Genomic DNA, 21,501 nt, shown 5'->3' with positions numbered 1-21,501 from the left:
TGCATCCTCGCGCTGTGGCGCTCATAGTAATAGAGAGTGTTGGGGTGTTCTGGATGAACACCCCAACACTCTCTATTGTGCACCTGGTCTGGTCCAATTTGCTCATAATGGTGAGGCTGTCATACATGAGGAGTCGTCACAATGATGTGCGCACGACATAGTGTGGTGAACGTTCCTCTACGACACGCAGAACGATTTTCCCACGTGCATGACCACTTTCGCTCAGCTCGTGTGCTTTATATGCTTCTGCCAGCGGTTGAACCATCGAAACCTCGACGCGCACACGACCTGTATCGATAAGCTTGCTAATCTCAGCGAGCTGTGCCGTCGTGGGGAGCAACAGGACCACGTCCTCAACGGTCAAAGAAGCCGAGGCTGCGTGCTTAGTGGAGTAATGGCCCCAGGTCGTTGGAATCAGCGTACCGCCGCGTTTGAGCACAGAGAGCAAGCGATTCCCGTTCTCACCGCCCACCGTGTCAATGACGAGATCAACGTCATGTGCAACCTGTTCCACAGGTGTGGTAGTATAGTCGATAAAGAGATCAACGCCAAGTTCGCGCAGAAATGCCTCGTTACGTCCTGAAGCGACCCCGATCACCCGCGCCCCTTGTGCTTTTGCCAGTTGCACAGCAAAGTGCCCAACGCCTCCTGCTGCCCCATTGACGAGAACCGTCTGGCCAGCCACGACACGCGTACGCACAAAGAGAGTATGCCATGCGGTAAAGGTAGACATCGGCACCCCTGCCGCCTGAATGTGATCAATGGACACTGGCTTGAAAGCCAGGTGCGAAGGATCAGCAGTGGTATATTCCGCGTACGCCGCGCCGTGAGTGGTCATGCCATACACTGCATCTCCCCTCTGGAAGGTCGTGACACCGGGTCCAACGGCTTCCACAATCCCAGAGACATCATAGCCTGGAATGTAGGGGAGCGGGACGTCGATTTGGAATTTTCTGTGGGCAAGCCCTGAACGCATCTGCCAATCACCGGGATTCACCCCAGCAGCATGGACACGAACGAGCACCTCTCCTGCTTGGGCACTGGGCAATGGAATGTCCTCAAACTGTAACACTTCGGGGTCTCCGTAGGTATGAAAGCGTATGGCCTTCATGGTTTTGGGAATATCGATCTCCATCTATTTCTCCTTTGACGGTATTGCTCAAAGAGCCTTGCCTGTATGTCATTCCTGTTGCCAGGCCAGGCAAGCATTGTCTACAATGATAAGGGGAAAATGCACAGCAAGCCATGTGCAATCAAGCCCTTTTGTCGGTTAGGGAACAAAGGAGCCCGCCTGTCGGGAAAAAGAGTACAGTACCTGGCAGAATCGTGGTCAAAGAAAGCAGGAACAGGAGCACTTGCCAATGGCGACCCCTCCGAAAAACGTCGATCGACGTGCCCAACGCACCCGTCAGGTATTATGGCAGGCTTTCCTTGAAATTATGCAAGAGAAAGGTTTTACCGCCATGAGTATTCAGGAGATTACCGAGCGAGCTAATGTCCATCGAGGAACCTTTTATGCTCACTTTGCAGATAAGTATGCATTGTTGGAGGCCATTATCCGTGAGGAATTCCGAGATTTGCTGACAAGCACGCTCCCGTCCGAGTCGCAATGGGAGCGAAAGACCTTGCATCTGCTCATTGAGACCACGTTGGACTATTTCAAGAGCATGCATCGTCAGTGCCCCCCATTGGATATCATTGACCCCTTGGTTAAACAGGTAACCCAGGAGGAACTGGCCACACTCCTCTACATCTGGTTGAAAAAGAGCAGGCGCACGCACATGAGGTGGCAGATACCAGTGGAGATGGTGGCTCAACTCATGAGCTGGACGATTCTCGGAGCGGCTATCCAGTGGAGCCAGGATACCACTACGATGTCATCAGAACAGATGGCCCAGAATGTCTTGCTGATGCTTTTAGAAGGTGTAACACATCTGGCTCCTGATGCGTTGCCAGAGTAATACCTCCTCTTTTTACAGCAACCCGAGTTCTCTGGCTTTGAGTGCCGCCTGCGTCCGGTCGCGTACCCCTAGCTTGCCCAGGATGTTGCTGAGGTGATTCTTGACGGTGCCGCTCGCGATGTAGAGGGTCTCGCTGATCTCACGATTGGAGGCACCACGCGTAAGCAAGGTCAGGATCTCCCGCTCTCGCTCGGTTAACTGCTCTACGTCGCACACGCCATCGAATGTAGGGGGAGCAGGAGCGGTCACGGCGGGCAAGCTTTGTGCAGAAGAAAGGGAAGTCAGGACTTTATGTGCAACATCGGGATGCAGAAGAACCTGTCCCTGTGCGACCACCCGAATAGCTGCCGCGAGTTGCTCTGCGGTAATGTCTTTGAGCACATAGCCCAGAGCCCCTGCTTGCAGACCAGTCTGGATCAGCTCTCGATCGTCAAAGGTTGTCAGGATGATGACGCGGATTCCAGGCCAGCGCTCTTTGAGGGCATGCGTCGCGGCAATTCCATCCAGACGTGGCATGCGTACATCCATTAGCACCACATCAGGAAGCATGTGTTCAGCCTGGAGGCGTTCGACGATCGCCAACACTTCCTTGCCATCTCCTGCTATGCCGATCACCTCCAGGTCCGATTCCAGCTCAATCAGCTTGCGAAAGCCCTCGCACAGCAGGCGCTGGTCATCCACAATCATGACACGAATCCGTTCTGCCATAGCTAGATGTTCTCCTTCTTTTGGTGTGCGCATGTTGAGCTCTGCTCCGCTTGCCCTTGTTGTGTGAGCGGGATGATCACTTCAACGCGCCAACCGTGCCGTGGTTCCGGACCAGCCCGCAGTGTCCCACAAAGACTCGCGACACGCTCGCGCATGCCCTGTAGGCCGAAGCCAGATGCGCTGTGCTCGTGCTTTGGTAGATACCCCTGGCCGTTGTCCAGCACCGTCAGTTCTACCTGCGTATCGTTTGAGGAGAGGCGTAGCAGCACTTTCGTCGCGTGTGCATGCTTGCGAATATTGGTCAGCGCCTCCTGTGCACAGCGGTAAAGCGTCAGGCACACGTCTGGATGCAATGGGGGGGTATTTCTTCCAGATCAAGCGTGATCCGGGGTTCTCGGCTGATGGCTTCGCAGGCCGTCACAAGCCTGCGCAACTGCTCCTGCAACGAACCGCTGGTGGCTTCTTCGGGCCGGAGCGCCTCGACGGAATGACGAACGTCCGTCAGGCAGGATTTCGCCACCTGGCGTGCTTCCAGGAGCTCCTCGCGCAAACGGGGATCGCCGCGCATTTCGTGCTGCGTGGCCGTTTCCAGTTGGACCGCGAGCAGCGTCAGCGAGTGGCCAAGCGTGTCGTGGATCTCGCGGGCAATTCGGTTGCGTTCGCGGATGATGGAGAGTTCCTCCACCTGGGCGCTATACTCCCGTAGTTGTGCGTGGGCCGCCGCGAGTTCGCTGATGGTCGCCGTGCATCCACAGGTAGAGCTAAACGAGATCAGGAGAATCATCTGACCGCCAGCATCCCACTGCCGGGTGAGGAGGCCAAGCGCGAGGCTGGTACTCAGCCAGAGGATACCTGCCGCGAGCAGACCGAGAACGCGTGGTTTGGTCGCCATCATCAGGCAAGCAGTCATGGTTGGGAGGATCGGGAGCCAATAGACGTTCGTGCGCGGCAAAGGGAGAAAGAGAGAGGCGCAAGCCAGACAGAACAAGGCAAGCAACCAACCGGGATGGGCGCGTCGTCTTCCGAGATGATAGATCAAGAGCCAGGCACCATAGATCCCCGTAAGCAGGAGAACGCTGACCAGGGTGCGCTGCACCAGAAAGAGACCGAAGAGATAGCCAATGCCAGCGACGCAAGAGGCAGCCGAGCGTTGGAACCAGCCGAATGGGATGGGATGTGTATGGATGATTTGTTCTCGCTTGCCTATCATGGATCCGTCCAGCTTCTTGTGAGAGATATGTTGTGTTTGTTTTCCTCAGTATACCCGACGTTTCTTCTCGCTCGCTAGTGTCTGCGGTCATAGGTCCGCCCGATTGACCTATGACGCAGGTCATACCAGAGAGGCGCAGAAATAGACCTGTGATTCGTGACCGAAGGGACGGGCGTCAACGAGCTGATGCCGGCTATACTCGACCCATCGAGTTCACCGAATGGTCGAACCGAAGACAGAGAAACAACAGACATGTTTGAAGGAAGGATTATATCATGACTGCCCGCATCATCACCGAAGAACACCTGAATCATCCGCAGAGTCAGACGGCATTTCGTAACGTGAAGCTGCTCGTTGGCTGCTACCTTGGCCTCAGCATGCTTACCCTCGTGGCCATCGTCTTGCTGCGCGACAACACCGCAATCGTGACCCCGGCGGTCTGGGTCCGTGGGACCATTGTCGTGGCCTCTGCCTTGCTCACGACCTTCTTCGCCGCCCAGATGGCCCGCGGTTCCCGTGGCGGGTATCTCCGACTCCGGCTCGTCTCCGCCATCATGTTGGTAGCCATCGTGGTCATCATCGCGCTCCCCGGCACCTTCCCGCTGTGGATGAAGATCGAACAGGGCGTCTGCGGACTGCTCCTGCTCGGTGTCGTGGGGGTCGTCAACAGCAAGCACCTGCGATCAACATTTACCACCAGGTAGAGCAAGCGCCCCCGCGTCGTCGCTGTTTGAACACAGTGGTCCTTTACGGTGGTGATCCTTAAGGGCCGTTTTTGTTCGTTCCCGGCTTAGAGCAGTGTATAGAAAGGTTGATTTAGGGCTATCGACCGACGCTACTAAAGTACGCGTCTACATATCAAGGACGAAATGCCCCGTACCTTGATATGTAGACGCGTACTTTAGTAGCGTCGTGCTACCACACGCTCAATGCATCTGGACACTGCTTTAGGTACCTCTACCTGCCTCACAGGCAGCGGCTTGAAATTCGGCTTTTTAATTCCGTTGTAAGGTATCAATGAATTAGTTGGTCGGCGTCCCATTCAGGGTAAACGAGGTCGGGGCGGGATTGCTTCCGTTCCAACTCCCATTGAAGCCCAGCGAGATAGAGCTTCCCGGAGCAATCGTCGCGTTATAGCTGACATTCGTAATCGTTACCTGGTTCCCGGATTGCGTCACCTGGCCATTCCAGAGATTGGTAACCTGTTGCGTTCCAGGAAACGAGAACTTTAATGTCCATCCATTAATGGCCGTCGACGTATTGTTGGTAATGGTGACATTTGTCGTAAAGCCGCCCGGCCACTGGTCCACCACCTGGTAGGCCACATGGACACCTCCAGCAACAGGCGATGGAGTTGGTGTTGGGGACGGTGTATTTATTGGAGTCGGCGTGGGCGTCTGCCCGATTGGCGTGGGAGTGACGCTTATCCCACCACCAAGAGCTTGAATAACTGCAGTATATGCTGGCTTCGGGTTGTAGTTGTTATCAAAAAGCAGTGCCGCCCCTTGACCAGAGAAGGTACCTGGTATCCATGAGTCCGGATCTCCTACACCCCATGTTGTAATATCGTTGCAACGGGTAACTGCCAGGCAGGCAGATACAACCTTACTGTAGTCGGTCGCTTGCTGCTGAAGGTTCGCGCTACTGGCAGGCGTTGGCATACGAATATCCAGCTCCGTAATCTGTACATCAAGGCCGAGATCGGCGAAGCGCTGCAAGTTGGTCTGGAAGTCTGATGGCACCTGGCCCACGATCAGGTGCGATTGGAAACCGACGCAGTCAATAGGGATACCACGTGCCTTGAAGTCCTTGACCATGTTGTAGACGGCTGTGCTCTTTGCATTAACGCCTTCGATGTTATAGTCGTTGTAGCACAGCTTGGCATTGGGATCAGCCGCGTGAGCAGACACAAAGGCGTCTTCGATATAGGCGTTCCCGATTTCATTCTGGAAGATGTCACTCCGGCGTGTCCCATCATCGTTGAATGCCTCATTGACGACATCCCAGTACCAGATCTCGCCCTTATAATGGCTCACTTCACCGGTAATGTGGTTCTGCATAGCACTCAGGAGCGCGGTACCCGAGGTGATATTGCTGACCCAGCTTGCAAGCTGGTTATGCCAGACCAGGGTATGACCACGTACCTTCATATTATGAGCCTGGGCGTGAGCGACAATGGCGTCACCAGGTCCGAAATTGAATGAACCTTGCGAAGGCTCGGTCGTCTGCCATTTCATTTCGTTGCCGGGAGTGGTGCCTGTGAACTCACGATCAAAAACGGTCGTGTACGGCGTCGTGCCAAGGAGATTGCCTGCGACTGCAGCCCCAAAGACACGGCCCTTTGCCGCCGCTGCTGAACCGAGCGTATCGGCGGCCGATGCCTTGAGCAAAGGCATGCTGCACACAAACGCTAAGAGGAGAAACACCAATGTTACTACGAAAAATCCTTTTCGAGTGAGACGATGAAACATCATTATTTTCCTTTTCCTTCCTTGGACTAAGATCTTATTCCGAAACCCAACGTCACTCGCGTGCCTAGCGCTTCGCGCTCAGGGTTTCGGAGAAGTAGTAAGGAAACATCCAGGATTATCTAGTGCTCTGTCAATCTTCATGTCTGCACTCCCCACCTTTCCAATCAACTTTGACAGAGTACTAGTGGGATATCATCCCGTTGTCTCTCATGGTGGAACGGATACTGGAAATCATTTGCGTTCAGTGAGTCGAGCGGAAAATTGGGCGTGAGACGAGGGTGAGACGAAGCAGGCGACTGACCAGCCGCCTGCTTCGTTTACAATGTTTATCCGATGCTACAATGAGAACCATTGAGAGTAAAGGAGGTCGGCGGATTATTAGCGCTGCTCCAGGACCCATTAAAGCCAGGTTCCGAGCTTACCATGCCTCCCGCGGGAATGCTTCCGTTATAGGAGAGGTTGGTGATGGTCACGTTGGCCCCGCTCTGCGTGTAGTTCCCGTTCCACAGCTGGGTGATTGTCTGGCCATTGGGGAAGGCGAATTGCAGGCTCCAGCCGTTGATTGGCGTTGACCCTGTATTGATAATCGTAAAGGTCGCGCCAAAGCCACCCGTCCACTGATTTGTCACCGTGTAGGTTACCTTACAACTCCCGGAGGTCGGAGTAGGCGTAGGCGTACTCGTAGTGGTTGGAGTAGGAGTAGGCGTACTCGTGGTGGTTGGAGTAGGCATAGGTGTATTGGTTGAAGTCGCGGTCGGCGTGGGCGTAGGCGTGCCACCCAGTGAGAGCAAGTGCGCTTTGTATCCAGCGCCAAAGTTGGTCGGCGTACCGTTCCAGTCGCTGATCAGCGCCGGTGTGCCGCCGCAGTTGCCGCTGGCTGTCCAGGTCCAGGCCAGATACCCGGTATTATGCGAATCGAACCAGCTCGTCAATGTATTGACAAAACCAGAGGCGCAATCATTCTCGCCTATCTCACCAGCGATCACCGGTACCTGTGCGATGACTGGCGCGATCTGCGAATCCCAGCAACTACTGTTGGAGCACGCGTTAAAATTGTAGATGTGCACTGAGGCGGCCAGATTGTTCTGCGGATCGCTGGGCTTATTCGCCAGCCACTGCGAGAGATCATTTGACCACGCCAGGCCGCCCAATAGCAGGATATTGGTCGCCCCTGTGGCACGCACGGTGTTGATCAGCGTCTGCATTCCAGCCACGGCAAATCCCACACCGGAGCAGTTCCCCGATTGGGGGGCCGTACTACCGCCAAGCCAGCAGGCCCAGCTAATGTCGTGGGGTTCGTTATACAGATCGAAGATCACCGATGAATTGCTCTTGAACGTATTTGCCACCGAGGTCCAGAAGGCTGGGGAGTGATCCAGGTCCGTCATTGGTTGCTGACCTGTTGACTGATTGCTCCCGGAATTGTTCCAGTGCAGATCAAGAATGACCACCAGGCCATTCGCGTTCAGCAAATTCACCCAATTGACAATGTCTGCCTGGTATTGCGCGGCCGATCTCCCGTTGGCGGGAAAGCCATTGATGCCCAGCCAGCAGTCCTCATTCAGAGGTACACGCACGCTGTTGATGCCCCAGGCCAGCATATTGCTGACGGTCGCCTGGTCGACTGGCCCGTCGAAGTCGGTGGGCGCGTTTGTCGCGTTCTTGGTACACTGGTATTCCGTGCCCATACGGTCTACCCCATGGGACACAAAGACATGTCCACTGCCATCTACAATCTGATTTCCTACCACATGCAGACCCGTTGGTACGCTGGCTGCTCTGGCCGCACCAGGCGACTGCAGCGTGAGCATTGCCGCGACGGAACAGAGTAGCAGCGCTACAATGGCAAATGATAGTAGTCGAAAGTGTCTCTTCCTTGACATACTTTCCTCCTAGATATATGAGCATGAAGCATATCCCTCCTGCTCTCAATGGGGTCCACCCATCCCGCTCATAGTGATACAGAAGAAAAGTATACCGTTTCTCTCCAGCAAAACCACAGCATGTACGAAGCATCCAATCGACAGATAAGAGGCAGGCCCCTTAAAAATATGTTGTCGCATTGACGGTCAAGTGCTTTCTATCTGTTCTGGCTTGTTACCCCTGCGGCCTTCTATATGTGTTATGATATTTTTGTCACCGATGTATTTGTTACAGCACGAAAGGATTTGTACTGTGGTGCAAAACCCCTTTGCCTTCCCGTTTGCCCCAGTGCACAACGTAACCTGCTATAGGGTGCAAAGCAAGCTGTTGTTTGCCAAACCCCATGTTGTTCTCCGTCATCCTCCTATCCAGAGTACCTGTTCTAGCAGAAATATGGGAGAAAATTTTCGTAAGCGTCAAATCGCATTCGCTCAACGGTACATCGTCGTCACGTTTTGATCAAGCGGTCAAGGAAAAGGATTGGTTTATGCTTACGTACACATACTTCTCTCTCAAGCTGCTCAGAGTTTGCCGTCCGAGACGCCTCGCCACGGTAGCTCTCCCTGTGATTGTGACACTGCTGATATGGCAATTGGTATTGCCAGCCTATACTGCAAACACTCGAACAGTACCGCTGCTCACCCCTCTGTCCTCTGGGTGTATTTCGCCTAGTGACTGTGTCTCGAAAATGACTCTGTCTGAAAAAGAGGGGCAGATGACCCAGGTAGAGAACAATGCCTTCACCAGGGCCGGAAACTCGATAACGGATATTAGAACCTATTTCATCGGTTCGGTGTTGAGTGGCGGCGGCGGCGGCCCTAATGGCGCGGGCGGCACCGCCACTCAGTGGGCGAATATGGTGGACAATTTCCAGAGCTATGCCCTCCAGACCCGCTTAGGCATTCCGCTCATCTACGGCGCTGATGCGGTCCATGGACACAACAACGTGTATGGCGCGACGCTCTTTCCACATAATATCGGCTTGGGAGCGATGCATGATCCTGCCCTGATCACCCAAGTCGAGCAGGTGACCCGTGACGAGGTTCTAGGGACTGGCGTCCGGTGGACGTTTGCTCCATGTGTGTGTACGCCACAGGATATTCGCTGGGGACGCACGTACGAGGGCTATAGTGAGGTTCCATCTGATAATGCGACTGACGGCTCTGCAGCCATCGTGGGGTTCCAGGGGCCGAATGGTACTTTGGGGCCAACCAATATCCTGGCAACGGCAAAACACTTTATCGGCGATGGTCACACTGCCTGGGGTACCGGGTCACCTTACCTTAATGAGGGTGATGCCCGGATCTCTGAGCAGCAGTTGGATACGATCGATCTCCCACCCTATCAATCAGCGGTCTCAAACAAGGTCGGTTCGGTGATGATCTCCTATAGTAGCTGGAATGGGCTCAAAGACCATGCCAATCAGTATCTGATCACGACTAAGCTGAAAGGTACGGGAACAGACAGCTACGGCACACCCAATTTAGGGTTCCAGGGCTTCGTGGTCTCGGATTGGCAAGCCATCGACCAGATTTCTTCGGATTACAACTATGATGTGCGTACCGCGATTAACGCTGGCATCGATATGGTGATGGTCCCGGATAATTACAAAACCTTCATCAGTACCCTCGATGCTGAAATCAAGGCAGGTAACATTCCTATGTCCCGTATTGATGATGCGGTCACGCGTATCTTGACCGAGAAGTTTGCGGCAGGCTTGTTTACGCAACCCTATGCAGATCGCAGCTACACTCCCAATGTGGGATCGGCGGCACATCGCGCGGTTGCACGGCAGGCGGAGCGAGAATCGCAAGTATTGTTGAAGAATAACGGTGTGCTGCCCTTATCAAAGACCGGGAGCTATACCCTGGTGGTGGGAGGCGATCACGCGGATAATCTGGGCTACCAGTTAGGTGGTTGGTCGATCTCCTGGCAAGGGGGAAGCGGGACCACTACCGTTGGAACAACGCTCTGGCAGGCTATTCAGCAGGCAGGACTCTCATCCTCGGTGAAACTCAACTTCGTTGGTACACGCACGAAGGGAAATTACAAAGGGGATGTCGGGATCGTCGCTGTTGGGGAAACGCCGTATGCCGAAGGCAATGGTGATACGAATACCCTGGCACTCAGCAGTACCGACGCAACTGAAGTCTCGGACGTGTGTAGTCGGGTCACTAAGTGTATTGTTTTATTGTTCTCGGGGCGTCCGATGATCATCAATACCCAGCTGAACCAATCCTCGGCATTCGTCGCCTCGTGGATCGGTTCAACGGAAGGCGAGGGCATCACCGATGTCCTGTTTGGCGATTATGGTTTTCAAGGGAAATTGACCTATACCTGGCCGAATGCGGTGACGCAAGAACCTTGCAATCAGAATAATGGCTGCACAGGTGCCTTATTCCCTTATGGATATGGTATCACTCCTTTCTAGGAGAAGAAGGACAAGGCGTGATCAATCACGCCTTGTCCTTCTTCCCTCTTCTTCGAAGCTCACGTGACGACAAGTTGTTGAGAACCCCAGGCAACTGCCCCAGGAGAAGAGCCTCCCAGAATCTCGACAGCATGCCCTGTCTCCTGCGCGTACAGTGCAGCAATGTGTTCAATTTGCGCCTGTGAGCCGCGTCGGGCAAGGACTGCGACGGTTCCACCACTGCCACCGCCAGTAATCTTTGCTCCATAGAGATTGGCTGTAGGTCCGGCCTGACGCACCAGTTCTACCAGACGGTCGGTTCCGTTTGAGCCAAGGCCACAAGCGCTATAGCTGGCATGTGATTGATACATCAGCTCGCCGAGCAGGTAACAGTCTTCGTCAGTGAGCGCTGGGCGCGCGAGTAGGGCACGGAAGAGGCGTACGCGATGGTGCTCGTAAATGGGGTGGGCCGTCGGCTGACGAACGGCGTATGTACACGTTGGGTCGATATGTGTCACGCTATCCGTCGAGCCCTGGTACTGACGCAAAAAGGCTGCGCCATGGATCTGGTGTGGAAGACGATCGCGATACGCTCTCTCCCAGAGCGAGGGGGAAATATTTGCCAGATAGCCCTGCCATCTACTGTCCTCGATGGAAACGCTTTGCTCACCATGGGTCTGGACTGGCAGGTCAGCCAGATCAGCAATGATGCGGTAGCCCATAAAAGCCCCGATGCGTACTGAGCCATAATCTGCGCCGGTCACGGCATGACGAATCCCTGAATCAATGCCCCAGACTTCTAGCTCGTTTGGAAGCGTGATGCTCTCCTGCAATTCGGCTGGCTGGCAGAGCAGGGCCAGTAAACTATCCTGCTCGCCACAGGCCGAGGTCATCTGGTCCATAATACCGCATGGCGCCCCGACAACGAGATTTTCCACTTTCTGGCAGAGAAGTGCCAGCTCACGACCAGCGATATGCATATCATAGAGCGTAGATAACGCCTGCATGGTCGCAACCTCAAGCGCGGCCGACGAACTGACGCCCTTGCCTGCCGGAACATTTGAGTGGAGAAAGAGACGCAGGCCACGCTCCAATAGCAACCCACACTCACGTTGTAAAACAATCAGACACCCGGCAACATAGGCTGCCCAGGAACGCTCGGGATCACGAGTGAGGAGGGTGTGTGCCGCGGCATAATCCAGCCTGGCGAGTTCGGCGAGTTCTATCGTCACCTGTGGTGTATCCTCAACCCCTGTACTCCGGAGCGTGATTGCTGGCTCATCGCTAAACTGGACTGCGGCCCAGGTGGCGGCGGCAAGCGGCAATTCCAGGACGAGCGCGCCCGAATAATCGGCGATCCCGCCCATCAGATCCAGGCGGCCAGGCGCGCGCGCCACCACTATTGATTGCTGGGGAGAGAAAAAATCAGCCTGATTGTTCAGGTTCGACAGAAAGCGTTCGGCGTCCGCCCGTGTCGACTCTGGCACGTCTGTAAATCGCCACATTAGGTGTATTCCTTTGTTGTTTGAGATGTGAAAAGCCCTCGCTGGCGTAGCGCGTCGTGTAACACTGGAGCGACCTGCTGCTGAATAGCCTGGTTGGCATAGCCGATCCAGGTGACGTTGGAAGTCACATCGAGCAGTGCTGAAAGCAATTCTCCATGCTCGTCGGTCACGATGATCCCTGCCTCACGCGCAACCAATTCGGTGCAGAGATCATACGGATGGCCGCATAAGCCAAAAATCTGCCCCCGAGCGCGCATCTGGGCATCAATGCCGGGGCGCAGGTCCGCGATCCAGCGATCGTGTCCCACCAATAATTCGTAGAGCTGGCCACCCGATGCAATGTACTGATCTTCAAAGGTGCGCGCCCTCCCCTCGCTTCCTGGGCCAAGGATACGATCAATCACCGTATCCTCAATCTCTGCCAGTTCGGCGCGGCCACCTGGGAAGAAACGCGCGATGCTACCATACCCATTGGCGATCGTTGTAGCCTGTGACGGCTGGATTTGCAGCGGAGAGTGCTCGCCTGTTATGCGGTTCACGCGTTCGCCTTGCGCGCCCTGGCCCGCAATAGCCCAGAGCGTATCGCTCAGGTGCTGCTTGACCAGCGGAATCTCCGTCTGAAGCGCGATCTCGATATCGTGGAGACCGGTCAGGGGACCACGATTAGGAGCCACCCCTGTTAAAATCCAGGCCGCACGTTTCTGATACATCAACCCTCGTGTCCCATCAATGGGGTCGATAATGATACGTAGCTCTGCCTCGTCAGGCGCAGTTCCCGCAGGAAAGGTCATAATTCCATCCTCACCCAGGCCTTCTGCGATTAACACAAATGAGCGTTCCTGGGACAGGACGCTGAAATGTTCGATCAAGACCTCTTCAGAGACGCGATCAATGGCGAAAATGGTATCACCGGCCTGTTCTGCCACTACCAGCGAGAGCTGCTCAATGGCCTGTTGCTCACAAACAGTCACCACCGCGTCACGAATGGCGGCATGGATAGTGCGTAACTGAGCCAGGAGCCTGGCTGCATTTGCGATCATTTCACACCTCACATCTCTCGATAATGCGTTAATGGTAGTGCCAACAGTTCAGCGGCTTTCGCCTCCGGGGACGTGTCGCTGATGAAATTTCCACCTCCGATTTCGGGGCCAGCCAGGTATTTGAGCACATTTGGGCGTCGCAAGGGTGGGTGAAAGGCAATGAAGAAGTGATAGGCGCGATAGTCTCCACCATCACAGGGGGCCTGGTGCAAAGGCATCACGTAGGGAAAGGGCATCTGCCAGAGGTTATCAAAACGCACCGTCACCTGCTTGAGTGCCTGTGCCAAAGATGCCGTTTCCGCGTCGGTCAAGGCGTGAATATGTGGAACGCCTCTCTTTGGCGCGAGGTAAACTTCATACGCGTAACGCGCAAAATAGGGGATAAAGGCAATGCTATACTCATCTTCAAAAAGAATACGCCGGCCATCGGTCTGTTCAGCGGCAATGATATCCGCAAAGAGGCTACGCCCGGTCTCATTCAAGTAGCGTTGCGAGGCTTGCAATTCTTGCTCAATCGTCTTAAACACAAAGTTGGTTGCATAGATCTGGCCGTGTGGATGTGGATTGGAGACTCCGACCACCTCGCCCTTATTCTCAAAGCAGAGCACGTGCTTTACAGCATCGCGCTTGCCCAGATCCAGCGTTTGTTGTTGCCAGACCTGGACCACTTCGGTGATATGAGCAAGGGGCATCTCGGCAAGTGTCAAATTATGTAATGGACTATAACAGATTACCCGTGCATGACCCTGGGCGCGGCGTACGCGGTTGGGGAGGGCAGGAATAGCCAGTTCGTCGGGCGCATCCTGACCAACACAGGGATGATCGTTGTCAAATACAAACGTCCGTTCATACTGCGGATTGCTCTGACCACTGATCCGCTGGTTGCCGGGACAGAGGTAGCAATCTGCAAGATAGGATGGGATAGAGGCGGCCGTGTTTTCGACCGTTGCGCCAATCCAGGGACGATTTTGCCGATGGGCGGCGATAACCACCCACTCCTCACGTAGTGGATGCCAGCGTTCTTCCCAGATAGCTTCTGCCTGGTGCGCTGTTGGGGGTAGTGTCATAGCATACTCCATACATAATGAGAAGGAATGCTTGAACGAGTTTGTGGAAAGGTGGCCTGTGCTCAGTTACGAAAACCCTGCACATGCGTGCTGTGCCACTTCCAGGCTGTTTGCAGAATGACTTCCAGATCATACTGGGCTTTCCAGTCCAGTTCACTTTCTGCTTTGCGGCAATCAGCCCAGACTGTCGCAGGATCGCCAGGGCGGCGTGGAGCATATTCTACCTTGAAGTCAACACCACTGATACGCTTGGCTGCGTTGATCACCTCCTGGACCGAATTGCCCACGCCCGTTCCCAGATTATAGGCCTCGCTGGTATTGGTCCGCTGGATATACTCAAGCGCTTTCACATGCGCAATCGCCAGGTCCACCACGTGGATATAGTCACGCACAGCGGTCCCATCCGCGGTGGGATAATCAGTGCCAAATACCTTAATCGATGGGGTAACACCCAGCGCCGCCTTCATGACCAGCGGAATCAGATTCTGTGTGCGGTCCCAGTCTTCGCCGATCACATTGTCGAGCGAGGCGCCTGATGCATTAAAATAGCGCAGCGCCGCATAGCGAATGTCTCGTGTTTTCTCAAACCACCTGAGCAAGGTCTCGCCCATCAACTTCGTCTCGCCATACACACTCTCTGGGCTGAACGGGGCATTCTCCGTGACGGGTAGTTGCGTAGGGGTACCAAAGACAGAGCAACTGGACGAAAACACAATGAAGCGCACCTGATGGCGAGCCATTGTTTCGAGCAGCGAGATGGTTCCGCCAACGTTGGTACGAAAATATTTTTCTGGCTCAAGCATCGACTCACCCGGCGCTTTGTAGGCGGCAAAGTGAATAACTGCGTCGGGCTTCTCCTGTGCAAAGACGCGCTCAAGAAACGCATCATCGGTAATACTTCCTTGATAGAAGGGAAGTGAACCAATCGTCTGCCTGCTACTTCTCTCCAGCGTATCAAGCACCACCACATCATAGCCACGAGCTGTTAGTTCTCGCACTGTGTGTGAGCCAATATAGCCAGTACCACCAGTGACTAACACTTTCATAGAAGATCTAAGCTCCATTTTCTACTATAAAGATGTAATCATATCGTTCTGTTCCCAGTATAATGCGTCAATTCGTTGCTGTCAATGCACATTCGCGCAAAAATATTGCGCGTTTTTAGGAGATTCCTACAAAATATGCGTGCTTCTTGACTTGTAGTCAAGGGAGACCTATAATGGCCCCACTGAGAATGTGCATGAGAGGGAACATGGCCAACGGAGCAAAGCGAGCCGAATTTATCTTACAGGAATTACGTCGTCTTGGACGCGTTGATGCAGAAGAGTTGAGTTGTCAACTAGAGGTAAACACCTCTACGATCCGGCGTGATTTAGAGCGCCTGGAAAAGCAGAACCTGCTTCGCCGCGTTCACGGAGGTGCTGTTCTCATCGACACGTTGTCCTATAGCGCTTATGGCCATGAGCTTACGTTTCAAACGAATATGAGTAGGCAGGTCGAAGAGAAGACGCAAATCGCGCAAATCGCCCTACGTTTGATTCAGCCAGGTGATGCCATTGCGCTTTCTCCAGGCACCACAACGACCTACCTGGCACGCGCTATCCGTCATACCCAGATCCAACCATTGACGGTAGTGACGAATGCTGTCAATATTGCCATGGAGCTGGCGGGCACAAAGGGGATTACGCTAACATTGACCGGCGGTTTACAGCTGGACGATTTCTTTGCTCTGGTTGGTCCTCTTGCTGAGCAGAGCTTGAGTCAGATCTATGTGGAGAAGGCCTTTCTCGGTGTTACTGGCCTGCACCCCGTTTATGGGCTGACGGGCCCCAATCAACTGGAAACCCTGACACACCGCCTGACGATGGAGCGCGCGCAACAAACCATCATCCTCGCAGACCACACGAAAATTGGCAAAGTAGCACTCCATTCGATCACGCCAATAACAACTATGCAGACGCTAGTCACTGATCGCGACGCTCCCACTGATGTAGTGATGCACTTACAAGAAATGGGAATCACTGTTTGCATGGCTTGAGAGTAGGGTCCTAAACATGTAGCTGTCCCCTGCCTCTCCTTCGTGGGAGGCAGGGGACAAGTCTTTGTGGTTGTGCTTATGAGGCAACGCTGTTCAGCTCGGTCAGCTCGTCCTCGGAAAAGGTCAGCGTGGCACCGGTGACATTGTCGCGCAGATGCGCGACGGATGAGGTACCTGGTATAAGCAGAATGTTCGGTGAGCGCTGTAGCAGCCACGCCAGCGCGACGGCCATTGGTGTGGCGTTGAGACGGGTGGCGACTGATCTCAGCTTGTCGGACTGTAGTGGAGAGAAGCCACCGAGCGGGAAGTAGGGCACGTAGGCGATGCTCTGTGCGGCAAGGGAGTCGATCAGGTCGTCGTCGGCCCGGTTGGCGATATTGTAGAAGTTCTGCACGCACACAATCGGTGCGATGGACTGTGCCTCGGCGATCTGCTCGGCGGTCACGGTGCTGAGACCGAGGTGCTTGATCAGTCCTTCTTGCTGCAGTTGCGCGAGTACCGTGAACGGTTCGGCGATCGAGCCAGGAGTGGGGCTGTCGAAACCCCCGACGCGCAGGTTGACGACGTCTAGTGCGTCTAGCCCGAGGTTCCCCAGGTTGTCGTACACGGCCTGGCGCAGCTGCTCGGGAGCTAGCGCCTGCGGCCAGTTCCCCTCGGCGTCTCGCAACGCTCCGACCTTGGTGACGATGTGCAGCTCGTCTGGGTAGGGGTGCAGGGCTTCCTTGATGATCTGGTTGGTGACATGCGGGCCGTAGAAGTCGGCTGTGTCGATGTGCGTGATACCCAGCGTCACCGCCTCGCGCAGTACGGCCACGGCAGCGTCACGGTCGGCGGGTGGGCCGAACACGTGCGGGCCAGCCAACTGCATCGCGCCGTACCCCATGCGGGTGACCGTCAGACCCTCGGCCATGGTGAACGTTCCTGCGGCTGTGGCTGGCAGATTGCTATGTTCATTCGCTGAATGCGATACCATAGAAAATTTCCTCTTTCTCTCGTTGAAACGATGACGATCACGATGTGTGATACACTGAGGAGTATGCCATGGTGGCTATCGTATAACCAGAGCCGCTTTATCATATGATTGAGACTAGCAGGATAAGGAGCAAAGAGGATGGTGAGCGACGAACAACGTAGACAGGACCTGGCGGATTTTCTACGCACTCGGCGTATGCGCCTCTCGCCTGAACAGGTCGGGTTAATACGTGGTGGGAGGCGGCGCACCCCAGGATTGCGACGCGAAGAGGTGGCGCAGCTAGCGAATGTGGGCGTTTCCTGGTATACCCTGTTGGAGCAAGGACGCGATATTCATCCTTCGAGCGAGGTGCTCCATAGCATTGCTGATGCATTACAACTCACGCCCGACGAACGGCAACATCTTTTCTTGCTTGCTGGTCAGCAACACCTCGTTGATACACACGCATCTCATGAACAGGTAAGCCCTGCGTTACGCCGTGTGCTTGACTCGCTCAGTCCTACTCCAGCTTTCGTCGTTGGTCGTCGTTGGAATTATCTCGCCTGGAATACCACTGCTGAGCATGTCTTTTTGCTGTCGAGGTCGGTGCCGCCATATGAATATAATGCCGTCTGGCGGATTTTTGCTGATCCGATGAGTCTTCATATATACAGCCCTAAGTGGGAGCAGGTAGCGCAGAAAGTGCTAGCGGAATTCCGTGCTGATAGTGTGTATTATGCCGATGAAGAATGGTTCAAACGCTTGATCGCTGACTTACAGCGCGTAAGCCCTGAGTTTCGCGCATGGTGGCCCCGTCACGATGTACGCGGTAGAGCCGATGCACAGAAAGGCATAGAGCATCCGCTTGTAGGGCGCCTGATGTTTGAGCATACAACCTTACAGGTGCCTACCACGCCCGAACTCAAAATCATGATCTATACACCGCTACCCGAAACGGATACTCTAGCGAAGTTACAGCAGCTGATGGATATGAAGATAGCTGAGAATGTTATGTATTGATGTCGACTCTATTCTCGTGGCTTACGCGAGGCCAGCCAGCGCCCATACCTTGTCCAGGCTTTGTTTGACTGCGTCCACCCTTTCATCGGCAGGCAACTTCGCCAATTCAGCATTAAATGGCTCAACGACTACAGGACCTTCATAGTGCATACGCTTCAACACTTGAAGGAACTCAGTAATATTGATCTTCCCACTTGTGCCTGGTAGAAGGCGCTGATTATCTATCTGTTCATCAACGCTCCTATGAACAGGGGCATCATTCAAGTGAACAGAGACCACCTGATCAACGCTTAAATATGTGAGATCTTCAGATGAACCATGCGAGGTATACCAATGGAAGCTGTCAAGCAGTAGTCCTACATTCCCTGTGGCGATGCGTTCGCCAAGGTCTAAAATCCCCTGAAGTGTAGAGATAAATTCATAACGATGACCAGCCCGAAACGTCTTCGCCCCAACAAATTCCAATCCGAAGCGGCAGCCATAATCAGCAAGGATGCGCGCAATTGGCCGCAAGCGCTGTATATGGAATTCCAGGTTGGCATCATACTCTAGTGTATCCGAGAAAGGCTTAACCCAGGTACAGCACCGGGGACTCCCCAGTTCCTGAGCGAACTTCGCGTATGCCGGGAGTAGCTCCAGTCCAGCACGATACGACGCTTCGTCTCCATAATAATCAACCGGTGGTGCCCAACTCCCAGCACGCACTCCTGTTGAATGAAAGAGATCCTTTACCTCTTGCGCAGATGATGCTTCCGCGAGTCGAAACAATTCACCGATAGGAAGATCCAGGCCCGCGAAACCATGACGAGACGCCAGCCCCAGTGCTTCCTCAACATGCACAGATAATGACAATGCACCTGTATTGAGGCAACGAAACATCTTTCTTCAACCTCCTGCAAAATTCTCTACTGAAATTGCCATCAATTGTATTTGTTAAGGCAAATTGTACGCTCCAATCCTGCGCTTTTTCAATGCGGCGAGGCGACACTATGGTAAGAAAATACGACCTCTTCATTTGACTTTAATTTACAACAGGGAGCATCAAATTGATTAATCTTTGCTCCACGAATTGACTAACCACTCCGTGTGCGGCATTCCACGTTGTGAAAGGAGTGCGAGGAACCCTTCGATATCAAACGGCACCCGGAGAAGCTCGACGCTGAATTGGTTCTCATCGATATTCAGAATGGCATATTCCCCCCAGGGTGGATTACGTGCTCCCATCTCGACTCTTACCCGTATGCGATCCAGCGGCTGACCAACACTACCGGGATTGAGCACCAGTTTGTCTCTGTAACGGAGGAAGAGTTGTTGATGGGTATGTCCACCGACCAGAATCTGCGCCGTTGTGTGGTTAGCGAAGTATTCGTCCAATTGTTCCGTTTGGGTCGTAGGATAAATGCGCTCCAGAAATGACCTGGGAGAGCCATGGTAGGCCAGCAACGTTGTCTCCTCATTGAGCCGCCATTCAATGGTAGGCTGAAAGGTGCTTAGAAAAGCTTTGTCTTGATCAGTCAGCTGCTGTGATGACCAGTATTCAACCTCCTGCAAATTCTGCCCATACAGATCTGGGTATTCGCGCAGACGAGGTTTAATCACCCAGGCATCGGTATTGCCCATCACAGTAGGACAGCCGATTTCTCGCAGGCGAGCGAGCGCCTCACGTGGTTGAGGACCAGAGGTAACAACGTCTCCCAGACACAGGATATGCTCAACCTTACGCCGACGAATATCCTCTAAAACCGCATCAAAGGCGAAAAGATTTCCATGAATATCAGAAATCAAAGCCAGTTTCATTCGCTATCCTTTCCTCTGAAAACTGAGTACAAAAGACAAAAATCTCTCCCCCACCATCTGAACCTTCGTTATCAATTGTTCAGATTAGGTAAGAACACTTAGACGAGAGTCATCTCGACCTGAGGCTGCAAGATGACTGTATTGCCCAGGCGTTCCAATTGGCGAACGAGCCGTTGTTGGATCTTCTGTTTGTTGACCGTTGTAAAGTAGTCTACTCCTTTCTCATGGTATGGCTCACCCGTTTTGACCATGTGATAGAAAATCACCAGAATGCTGTGCCCAACAGCCATTGCGGCTTTCTTGCTTCCTCGTCGCGCACTAATCCGACGGTACTGTTCGCCGAGATACGTCTGAGTATGGCCTGCGGCGTGAGCCGCCTGAATAAGCACCGTTTTGGCCCAGCGATTGCCTTGACGTGTGCGGCCACTCTGTTGCTTGCCTCCTGTGCGCATGTTGGCCTGGGCAGATGCCGACCCAGGAAGCTGCGTGAGCGGCGTCAGGAAAGTGGTTCATGTCCCAGCCGAGTTCGCCAAGCAAGACCTCGATGCTCCGTCGCGCAAGTCCCGTCACCGCATCGACCCGTTCAATGAGGGCATCAAACCTCCGTAAGCGTTCAGCCACCTCCCGGTCGAAGTGGGCAATGGAGCGATCTAATGTGGCAATCAACGGGAGCAATTCTTCGAGCTGCATCCGGTGATGTGGGGTCAGCTTACCTTGCAAAGCTGCTTGTAACTGGTCCTGTTTCCTGACCAGGCTCCCTCGCGCCAGATGCGCCAGGTGCTCAGGATCTTCTAGCCCCGCTACCAGCGCGCTCAGAATCGCTTGTCCCGTTACTCCCATAATATCGCTGACCACCGATGCGAGCTTGATATTGGCATCTTCGAGCACCTTCTGGATGCGATTGATCAGGCGGGTGCGTTCCTGGAGCAAGCGCATGCGTGTTCGGGTGAGGTCACGAACGGCTTGTTGCTCGCTGCTTGGAATGAAGGAGGCTTTCAATAACCCATGTTGCAGCAAATCGGCAAGCCATTCTGCGTCTTTCACATCCGTTTTTCTCCCAGGGACGGCTTTCATGTGTTGGGCATTGACCAGCACAATTTCAAAGGAGTCTTCGAGCACGTGAAAAATGGGTTTCCAATAGACCCCGGTGGACTCCATGGCAATCTGGCGACAGCCAGAAGCTAAAAGCCATGCCTTCAATGCCAGGATGTCGCTGGTCATGGTACTGACCTGTCGCAATTCTTTGTGGCGCTGCCCATGCTCGACAATACTTAGGCATGCCACGACAAAGCGCTTATGGACATCCAGACCACTGCATCGCGGATACACGACTTCCATTGCTGTTCCTCCTGAAAACTGATCAGACAGACGCACTGAAAGATCACCAAGAGGGCGTCTT

General features: G+C 54.0%; 18 protein-coding genes and 1 pseudogene. 5 read left to right on the top strand and 14 right to left on the bottom strand.

Annotation, left to right across the window (positions count from 1 at the left end):
* Nucleotides 1-136: 136 nt before the first annotated feature.
* A complete protein-coding gene (locus JMJ04_RS24985; RefSeq protein ID WP_201373136.1) occupies nt 137-1,135 on the bottom strand; it encodes an NADP-dependent oxidoreductase in 999 nt (332 codons plus the stop codon).
* Between the two features lie 226 nt (nt 1,136-1,361).
* Here JMJ04_RS24985 and JMJ04_RS24980 point away from each other — a divergent pair, with 226 nt between their 5' ends.
* Nucleotides 1,362-1,961: a TetR/AcrR family transcriptional regulator gene (locus JMJ04_RS24980; protein ID WP_201373135.1), complete on the top strand. Its 600-nt coding sequence runs from the start codon at nt 1,362-1,364 to the stop codon at nt 1,959-1,961.
* A gap of 12 nt (nt 1,962-1,973) precedes the next feature.
* Here JMJ04_RS24980 and JMJ04_RS24975 read toward each other — a convergent pair whose 3' ends face one another.
* Genes JMJ04_RS24975 through JMJ04_RS24965 form a run of 3 tightly spaced genes read right to left on the bottom strand, consistent with a single transcriptional unit; the run spans nt 1,974 to nt 3,879 of the window.
* On the bottom strand, nt 1,974-2,669 hold the full coding sequence (locus tag JMJ04_RS24975) for a response regulator (protein WP_201373134.1): 696 nt from the start codon (nt 2,667-2,669) through the stop codon (nt 1,974-1,976).
* 2 nt (nt 2,670-2,671) lie between these two features.
* Entirely contained in the window at nt 2,672-3,022 is a 351-nt protein-coding gene (locus tag JMJ04_RS24970) for a sensor histidine kinase (protein WP_201373133.1), read from the bottom strand.
* On the bottom strand, nt 3,001-3,879 hold the full coding sequence (locus JMJ04_RS24965; RefSeq protein ID WP_201373132.1) for a sensor histidine kinase: 879 nt from the start codon (nt 3,877-3,879) through the stop codon (nt 3,001-3,003). Before JMJ04_RS24965 ends, JMJ04_RS24970 begins: the two co-directional genes overlap by 22 nt.
* A 275-nt stretch (nt 3,880-4,154) precedes the next feature.
* On the opposite strand from JMJ04_RS24965, the gene JMJ04_RS24960 reads away from it, so the two are divergent.
* Nucleotides 4,155-4,583: a hypothetical protein gene (locus JMJ04_RS24960; RefSeq protein WP_201373131.1), complete on the top strand. Its 429-nt coding sequence runs from the start codon at nt 4,155-4,157 to the stop codon at nt 4,581-4,583.
* Between the two features lie 318 nt (nt 4,584-4,901).
* Here the strand turns inward: JMJ04_RS24960 and JMJ04_RS24955 are convergent, their stop codons facing one another.
* Both JMJ04_RS24955 and JMJ04_RS24945 read right to left on the bottom strand, forming a co-directional pair.
* A complete protein-coding gene (locus JMJ04_RS24955) occupies nt 4,902-6,353 on the bottom strand; it encodes a glycoside hydrolase family 10 protein (protein ID WP_201373130.1) in 1,452 nt (483 codons plus the stop codon).
* A gap of 323 nt (nt 6,354-6,676) precedes the next feature.
* Nucleotides 6,677-8,233: a cellulase family glycosylhydrolase gene (locus tag JMJ04_RS24945; RefSeq protein WP_236038381.1), complete on the bottom strand. Its 1,557-nt coding sequence runs from the start codon at nt 8,231-8,233 to the stop codon at nt 6,677-6,679.
* 527 nt (nt 8,234-8,760) lie between these two features.
* Here JMJ04_RS24945 and JMJ04_RS24940 point away from each other — a divergent pair.
* Nucleotides 8,761-10,704: a glycoside hydrolase family 3 protein gene (locus tag JMJ04_RS24940; protein WP_420799501.1), complete on the top strand. Its 1,944-nt coding sequence runs from the start codon at nt 8,761-8,763 to the stop codon at nt 10,702-10,704.
* A gap of 59 nt (nt 10,705-10,763) precedes the next feature.
* Here JMJ04_RS24940 and JMJ04_RS24935 read toward each other — a convergent pair whose 3' ends face one another.
* From JMJ04_RS24935 to galE, 4 genes are all read right to left on the bottom strand, one after another.
* Nucleotides 10,764-12,188 (bottom strand): galactokinase, encoded by a 1,425-nt coding sequence (locus JMJ04_RS24935; protein WP_201373128.1) that lies wholly within the window; start codon nt 12,186-12,188, stop codon nt 10,764-10,766.
* Nucleotides 12,188-13,228 carry an FIG domain-containing protein gene (locus JMJ04_RS24930; protein WP_201373127.1) on the bottom strand — a complete coding sequence of 347 codons (1,041 nt, stop codon included), beginning with the start codon at nt 13,226-13,228 and terminating at the stop codon, nt 12,188-12,190. Before JMJ04_RS24930 ends, JMJ04_RS24935 begins: the two co-directional genes overlap by 1 nt.
* Nucleotides 13,229-13,236: 8 nt before the next feature.
* Entirely contained in the window at nt 13,237-14,295 is a 1,059-nt protein-coding gene (gene galT, locus JMJ04_RS24925; RefSeq protein ID WP_201373126.1) for a galactose-1-phosphate uridylyltransferase, read from the bottom strand.
* A gap of 62 nt (nt 14,296-14,357) precedes the next feature.
* The gene (gene galE, locus JMJ04_RS24920) at nt 14,358-15,341 is read right to left on the bottom strand and encodes a UDP-glucose 4-epimerase GalE (protein ID WP_201373125.1); all 984 of its coding nucleotides are present in this window, start codon (nt 15,339-15,341) and stop codon (nt 14,358-14,360) included.
* 206 nt (nt 15,342-15,547) lie between these two features.
* On the opposite strand from galE, the gene JMJ04_RS24915 reads away from it, so the two are divergent.
* The gene (locus JMJ04_RS24915; protein WP_201373124.1) at nt 15,548-16,333 is read left to right on the top strand and encodes a DeoR/GlpR family DNA-binding transcription regulator; all 786 of its coding nucleotides are present in this window, start codon (nt 15,548-15,550) and stop codon (nt 16,331-16,333) included.
* Nucleotides 16,334-16,409: 76 nt separating this feature from the next.
* Here JMJ04_RS24915 and JMJ04_RS24910 read toward each other — a convergent pair whose 3' ends face one another.
* The gene (locus tag JMJ04_RS24910) at nt 16,410-17,306 is read right to left on the bottom strand and encodes an aldo/keto reductase family oxidoreductase (RefSeq protein ID WP_201373123.1); all 897 of its coding nucleotides are present in this window, start codon (nt 17,304-17,306) and stop codon (nt 16,410-16,412) included.
* Nucleotides 17,307-17,444: 138 nt separating this feature from the next.
* Between JMJ04_RS24910 and JMJ04_RS24905 the strand changes: the two genes are divergently transcribed.
* Entirely contained in the window at nt 17,445-18,305 is an 861-nt protein-coding gene (locus JMJ04_RS24905; protein WP_201373122.1) for a helix-turn-helix transcriptional regulator, read from the top strand.
* Between the two features lie 21 nt (nt 18,306-18,326).
* Here JMJ04_RS24905 and JMJ04_RS24900 read toward each other — a convergent pair whose 3' ends face one another.
* From JMJ04_RS24900 to JMJ04_RS24885, 3 genes and pseudogenes are all read right to left on the bottom strand, one after another.
* Nucleotides 18,327-19,184 carry a sugar phosphate isomerase/epimerase family protein gene (locus JMJ04_RS24900; RefSeq protein ID WP_201373121.1) on the bottom strand — a complete coding sequence of 286 codons (858 nt, stop codon included), beginning with the start codon at nt 19,182-19,184 and terminating at the stop codon, nt 18,327-18,329.
* Between the two features lie 171 nt (nt 19,185-19,355).
* On the bottom strand, nt 19,356-20,102 hold the full coding sequence (locus JMJ04_RS24895; protein ID WP_201373120.1) for a metallophosphoesterase family protein: 747 nt from the start codon (nt 20,100-20,102) through the stop codon (nt 19,356-19,358).
* Between the two features lie 98 nt (nt 20,103-20,200).
* Nucleotides 20,201-21,440, bottom strand: a pseudogene (locus JMJ04_RS24885) (IS110 family RNA-guided transposase).
* Nucleotides 21,441-21,501: the final 61 nt, after the last annotated feature.

Origin of the sequence: Ktedonobacter robiniae (genome assembly GCF_016587375.1) — a bacterium.
In the GTDB taxonomy this organism is placed as follows: domain Bacteria; phylum Chloroflexota; class Ktedonobacteria; order Ktedonobacterales; family Ktedonobacteraceae; genus Ktedonobacter; species Ktedonobacter robiniae.
This window is presented reverse-complemented; position numbering and strand designations above follow the sequence as displayed.

Coding starts and splice junctions, on each gene's coding strand:
- JMJ04_RS24985 (WP_201373136.1), bottom strand. CDS start 1,135: ATGGAGATCGATATTCCCAAAACCATGAAGGCCATACGCTTTCATACC.
- JMJ04_RS24980 (WP_201373135.1), top strand. CDS start 1,362: ATGGCGACCCCTCCGAAAAACGTCGATCGACGTGCCCAACGCACCCGT.
- JMJ04_RS24975 (WP_201373134.1), bottom strand. CDS start 2,669: ATGGCAGAACGGATTCGTGTCATGATTGTGGATGACCAGCGCCTGCTG.
- JMJ04_RS24965 (WP_201373132.1), bottom strand. CDS start 3,879: ATGATAGGCAAGCGAGAACAAATCATCCATACACATCCCATCCCATTC.
- JMJ04_RS24960 (WP_201373131.1), top strand. CDS start 4,155: ATGACTGCCCGCATCATCACCGAAGAACACCTGAATCATCCGCAGAGT.
- JMJ04_RS24955 (WP_201373130.1), bottom strand. CDS start 6,353: ATGATGTTTCATCGTCTCACTCGAAAAGGATTTTTCGTAGTAACATTG.
- JMJ04_RS24945 (WP_236038381.1), bottom strand. CDS start 8,233: ATGTCAAGGAAGAGACACTTTCGACTACTATCATTTGCCATTGTAGCG.
- JMJ04_RS24940 (WP_420799501.1), top strand. CDS start 8,761: ATGCTTACGTACACATACTTCTCTCTCAAGCTGCTCAGAGTTTGCCGT.
- JMJ04_RS24935 (WP_201373128.1), bottom strand. CDS start 12,188: ATGTGGCGATTTACAGACGTGCCAGAGTCGACACGGGCGGACGCCGAA.
- JMJ04_RS24930 (WP_201373127.1), bottom strand. CDS start 13,228: ATGATCGCAAATGCAGCCAGGCTCCTGGCTCAGTTACGCACTATCCAT.
- galT (WP_201373126.1), bottom strand. CDS start 14,295: ATGACACTACCCCCAACAGCGCACCAGGCAGAAGCTATCTGGGAAGAA.
- galE (WP_201373125.1), bottom strand. CDS start 15,341: ATGAAAGTGTTAGTCACTGGTGGTACTGGCTATATTGGCTCACACACA.
- JMJ04_RS24915 (WP_201373124.1), top strand. CDS start 15,548: ATGGCCAACGGAGCAAAGCGAGCCGAATTTATCTTACAGGAATTACGT.
- JMJ04_RS24910 (WP_201373123.1), bottom strand. CDS start 17,306: ATGGTATCGCATTCAGCGAATGAACATAGCAATCTGCCAGCCACAGCC.
- JMJ04_RS24905 (WP_201373122.1), top strand. CDS start 17,445: ATGGTGAGCGACGAACAACGTAGACAGGACCTGGCGGATTTTCTACGC.
- JMJ04_RS24900 (WP_201373121.1), bottom strand. CDS start 19,184: ATGTTTCGTTGCCTCAATACAGGTGCATTGTCATTATCTGTGCATGTT.
- JMJ04_RS24895 (WP_201373120.1), bottom strand. CDS start 20,102: ATGAAACTGGCTTTGATTTCTGATATTCATGGAAATCTTTTCGCCTTT.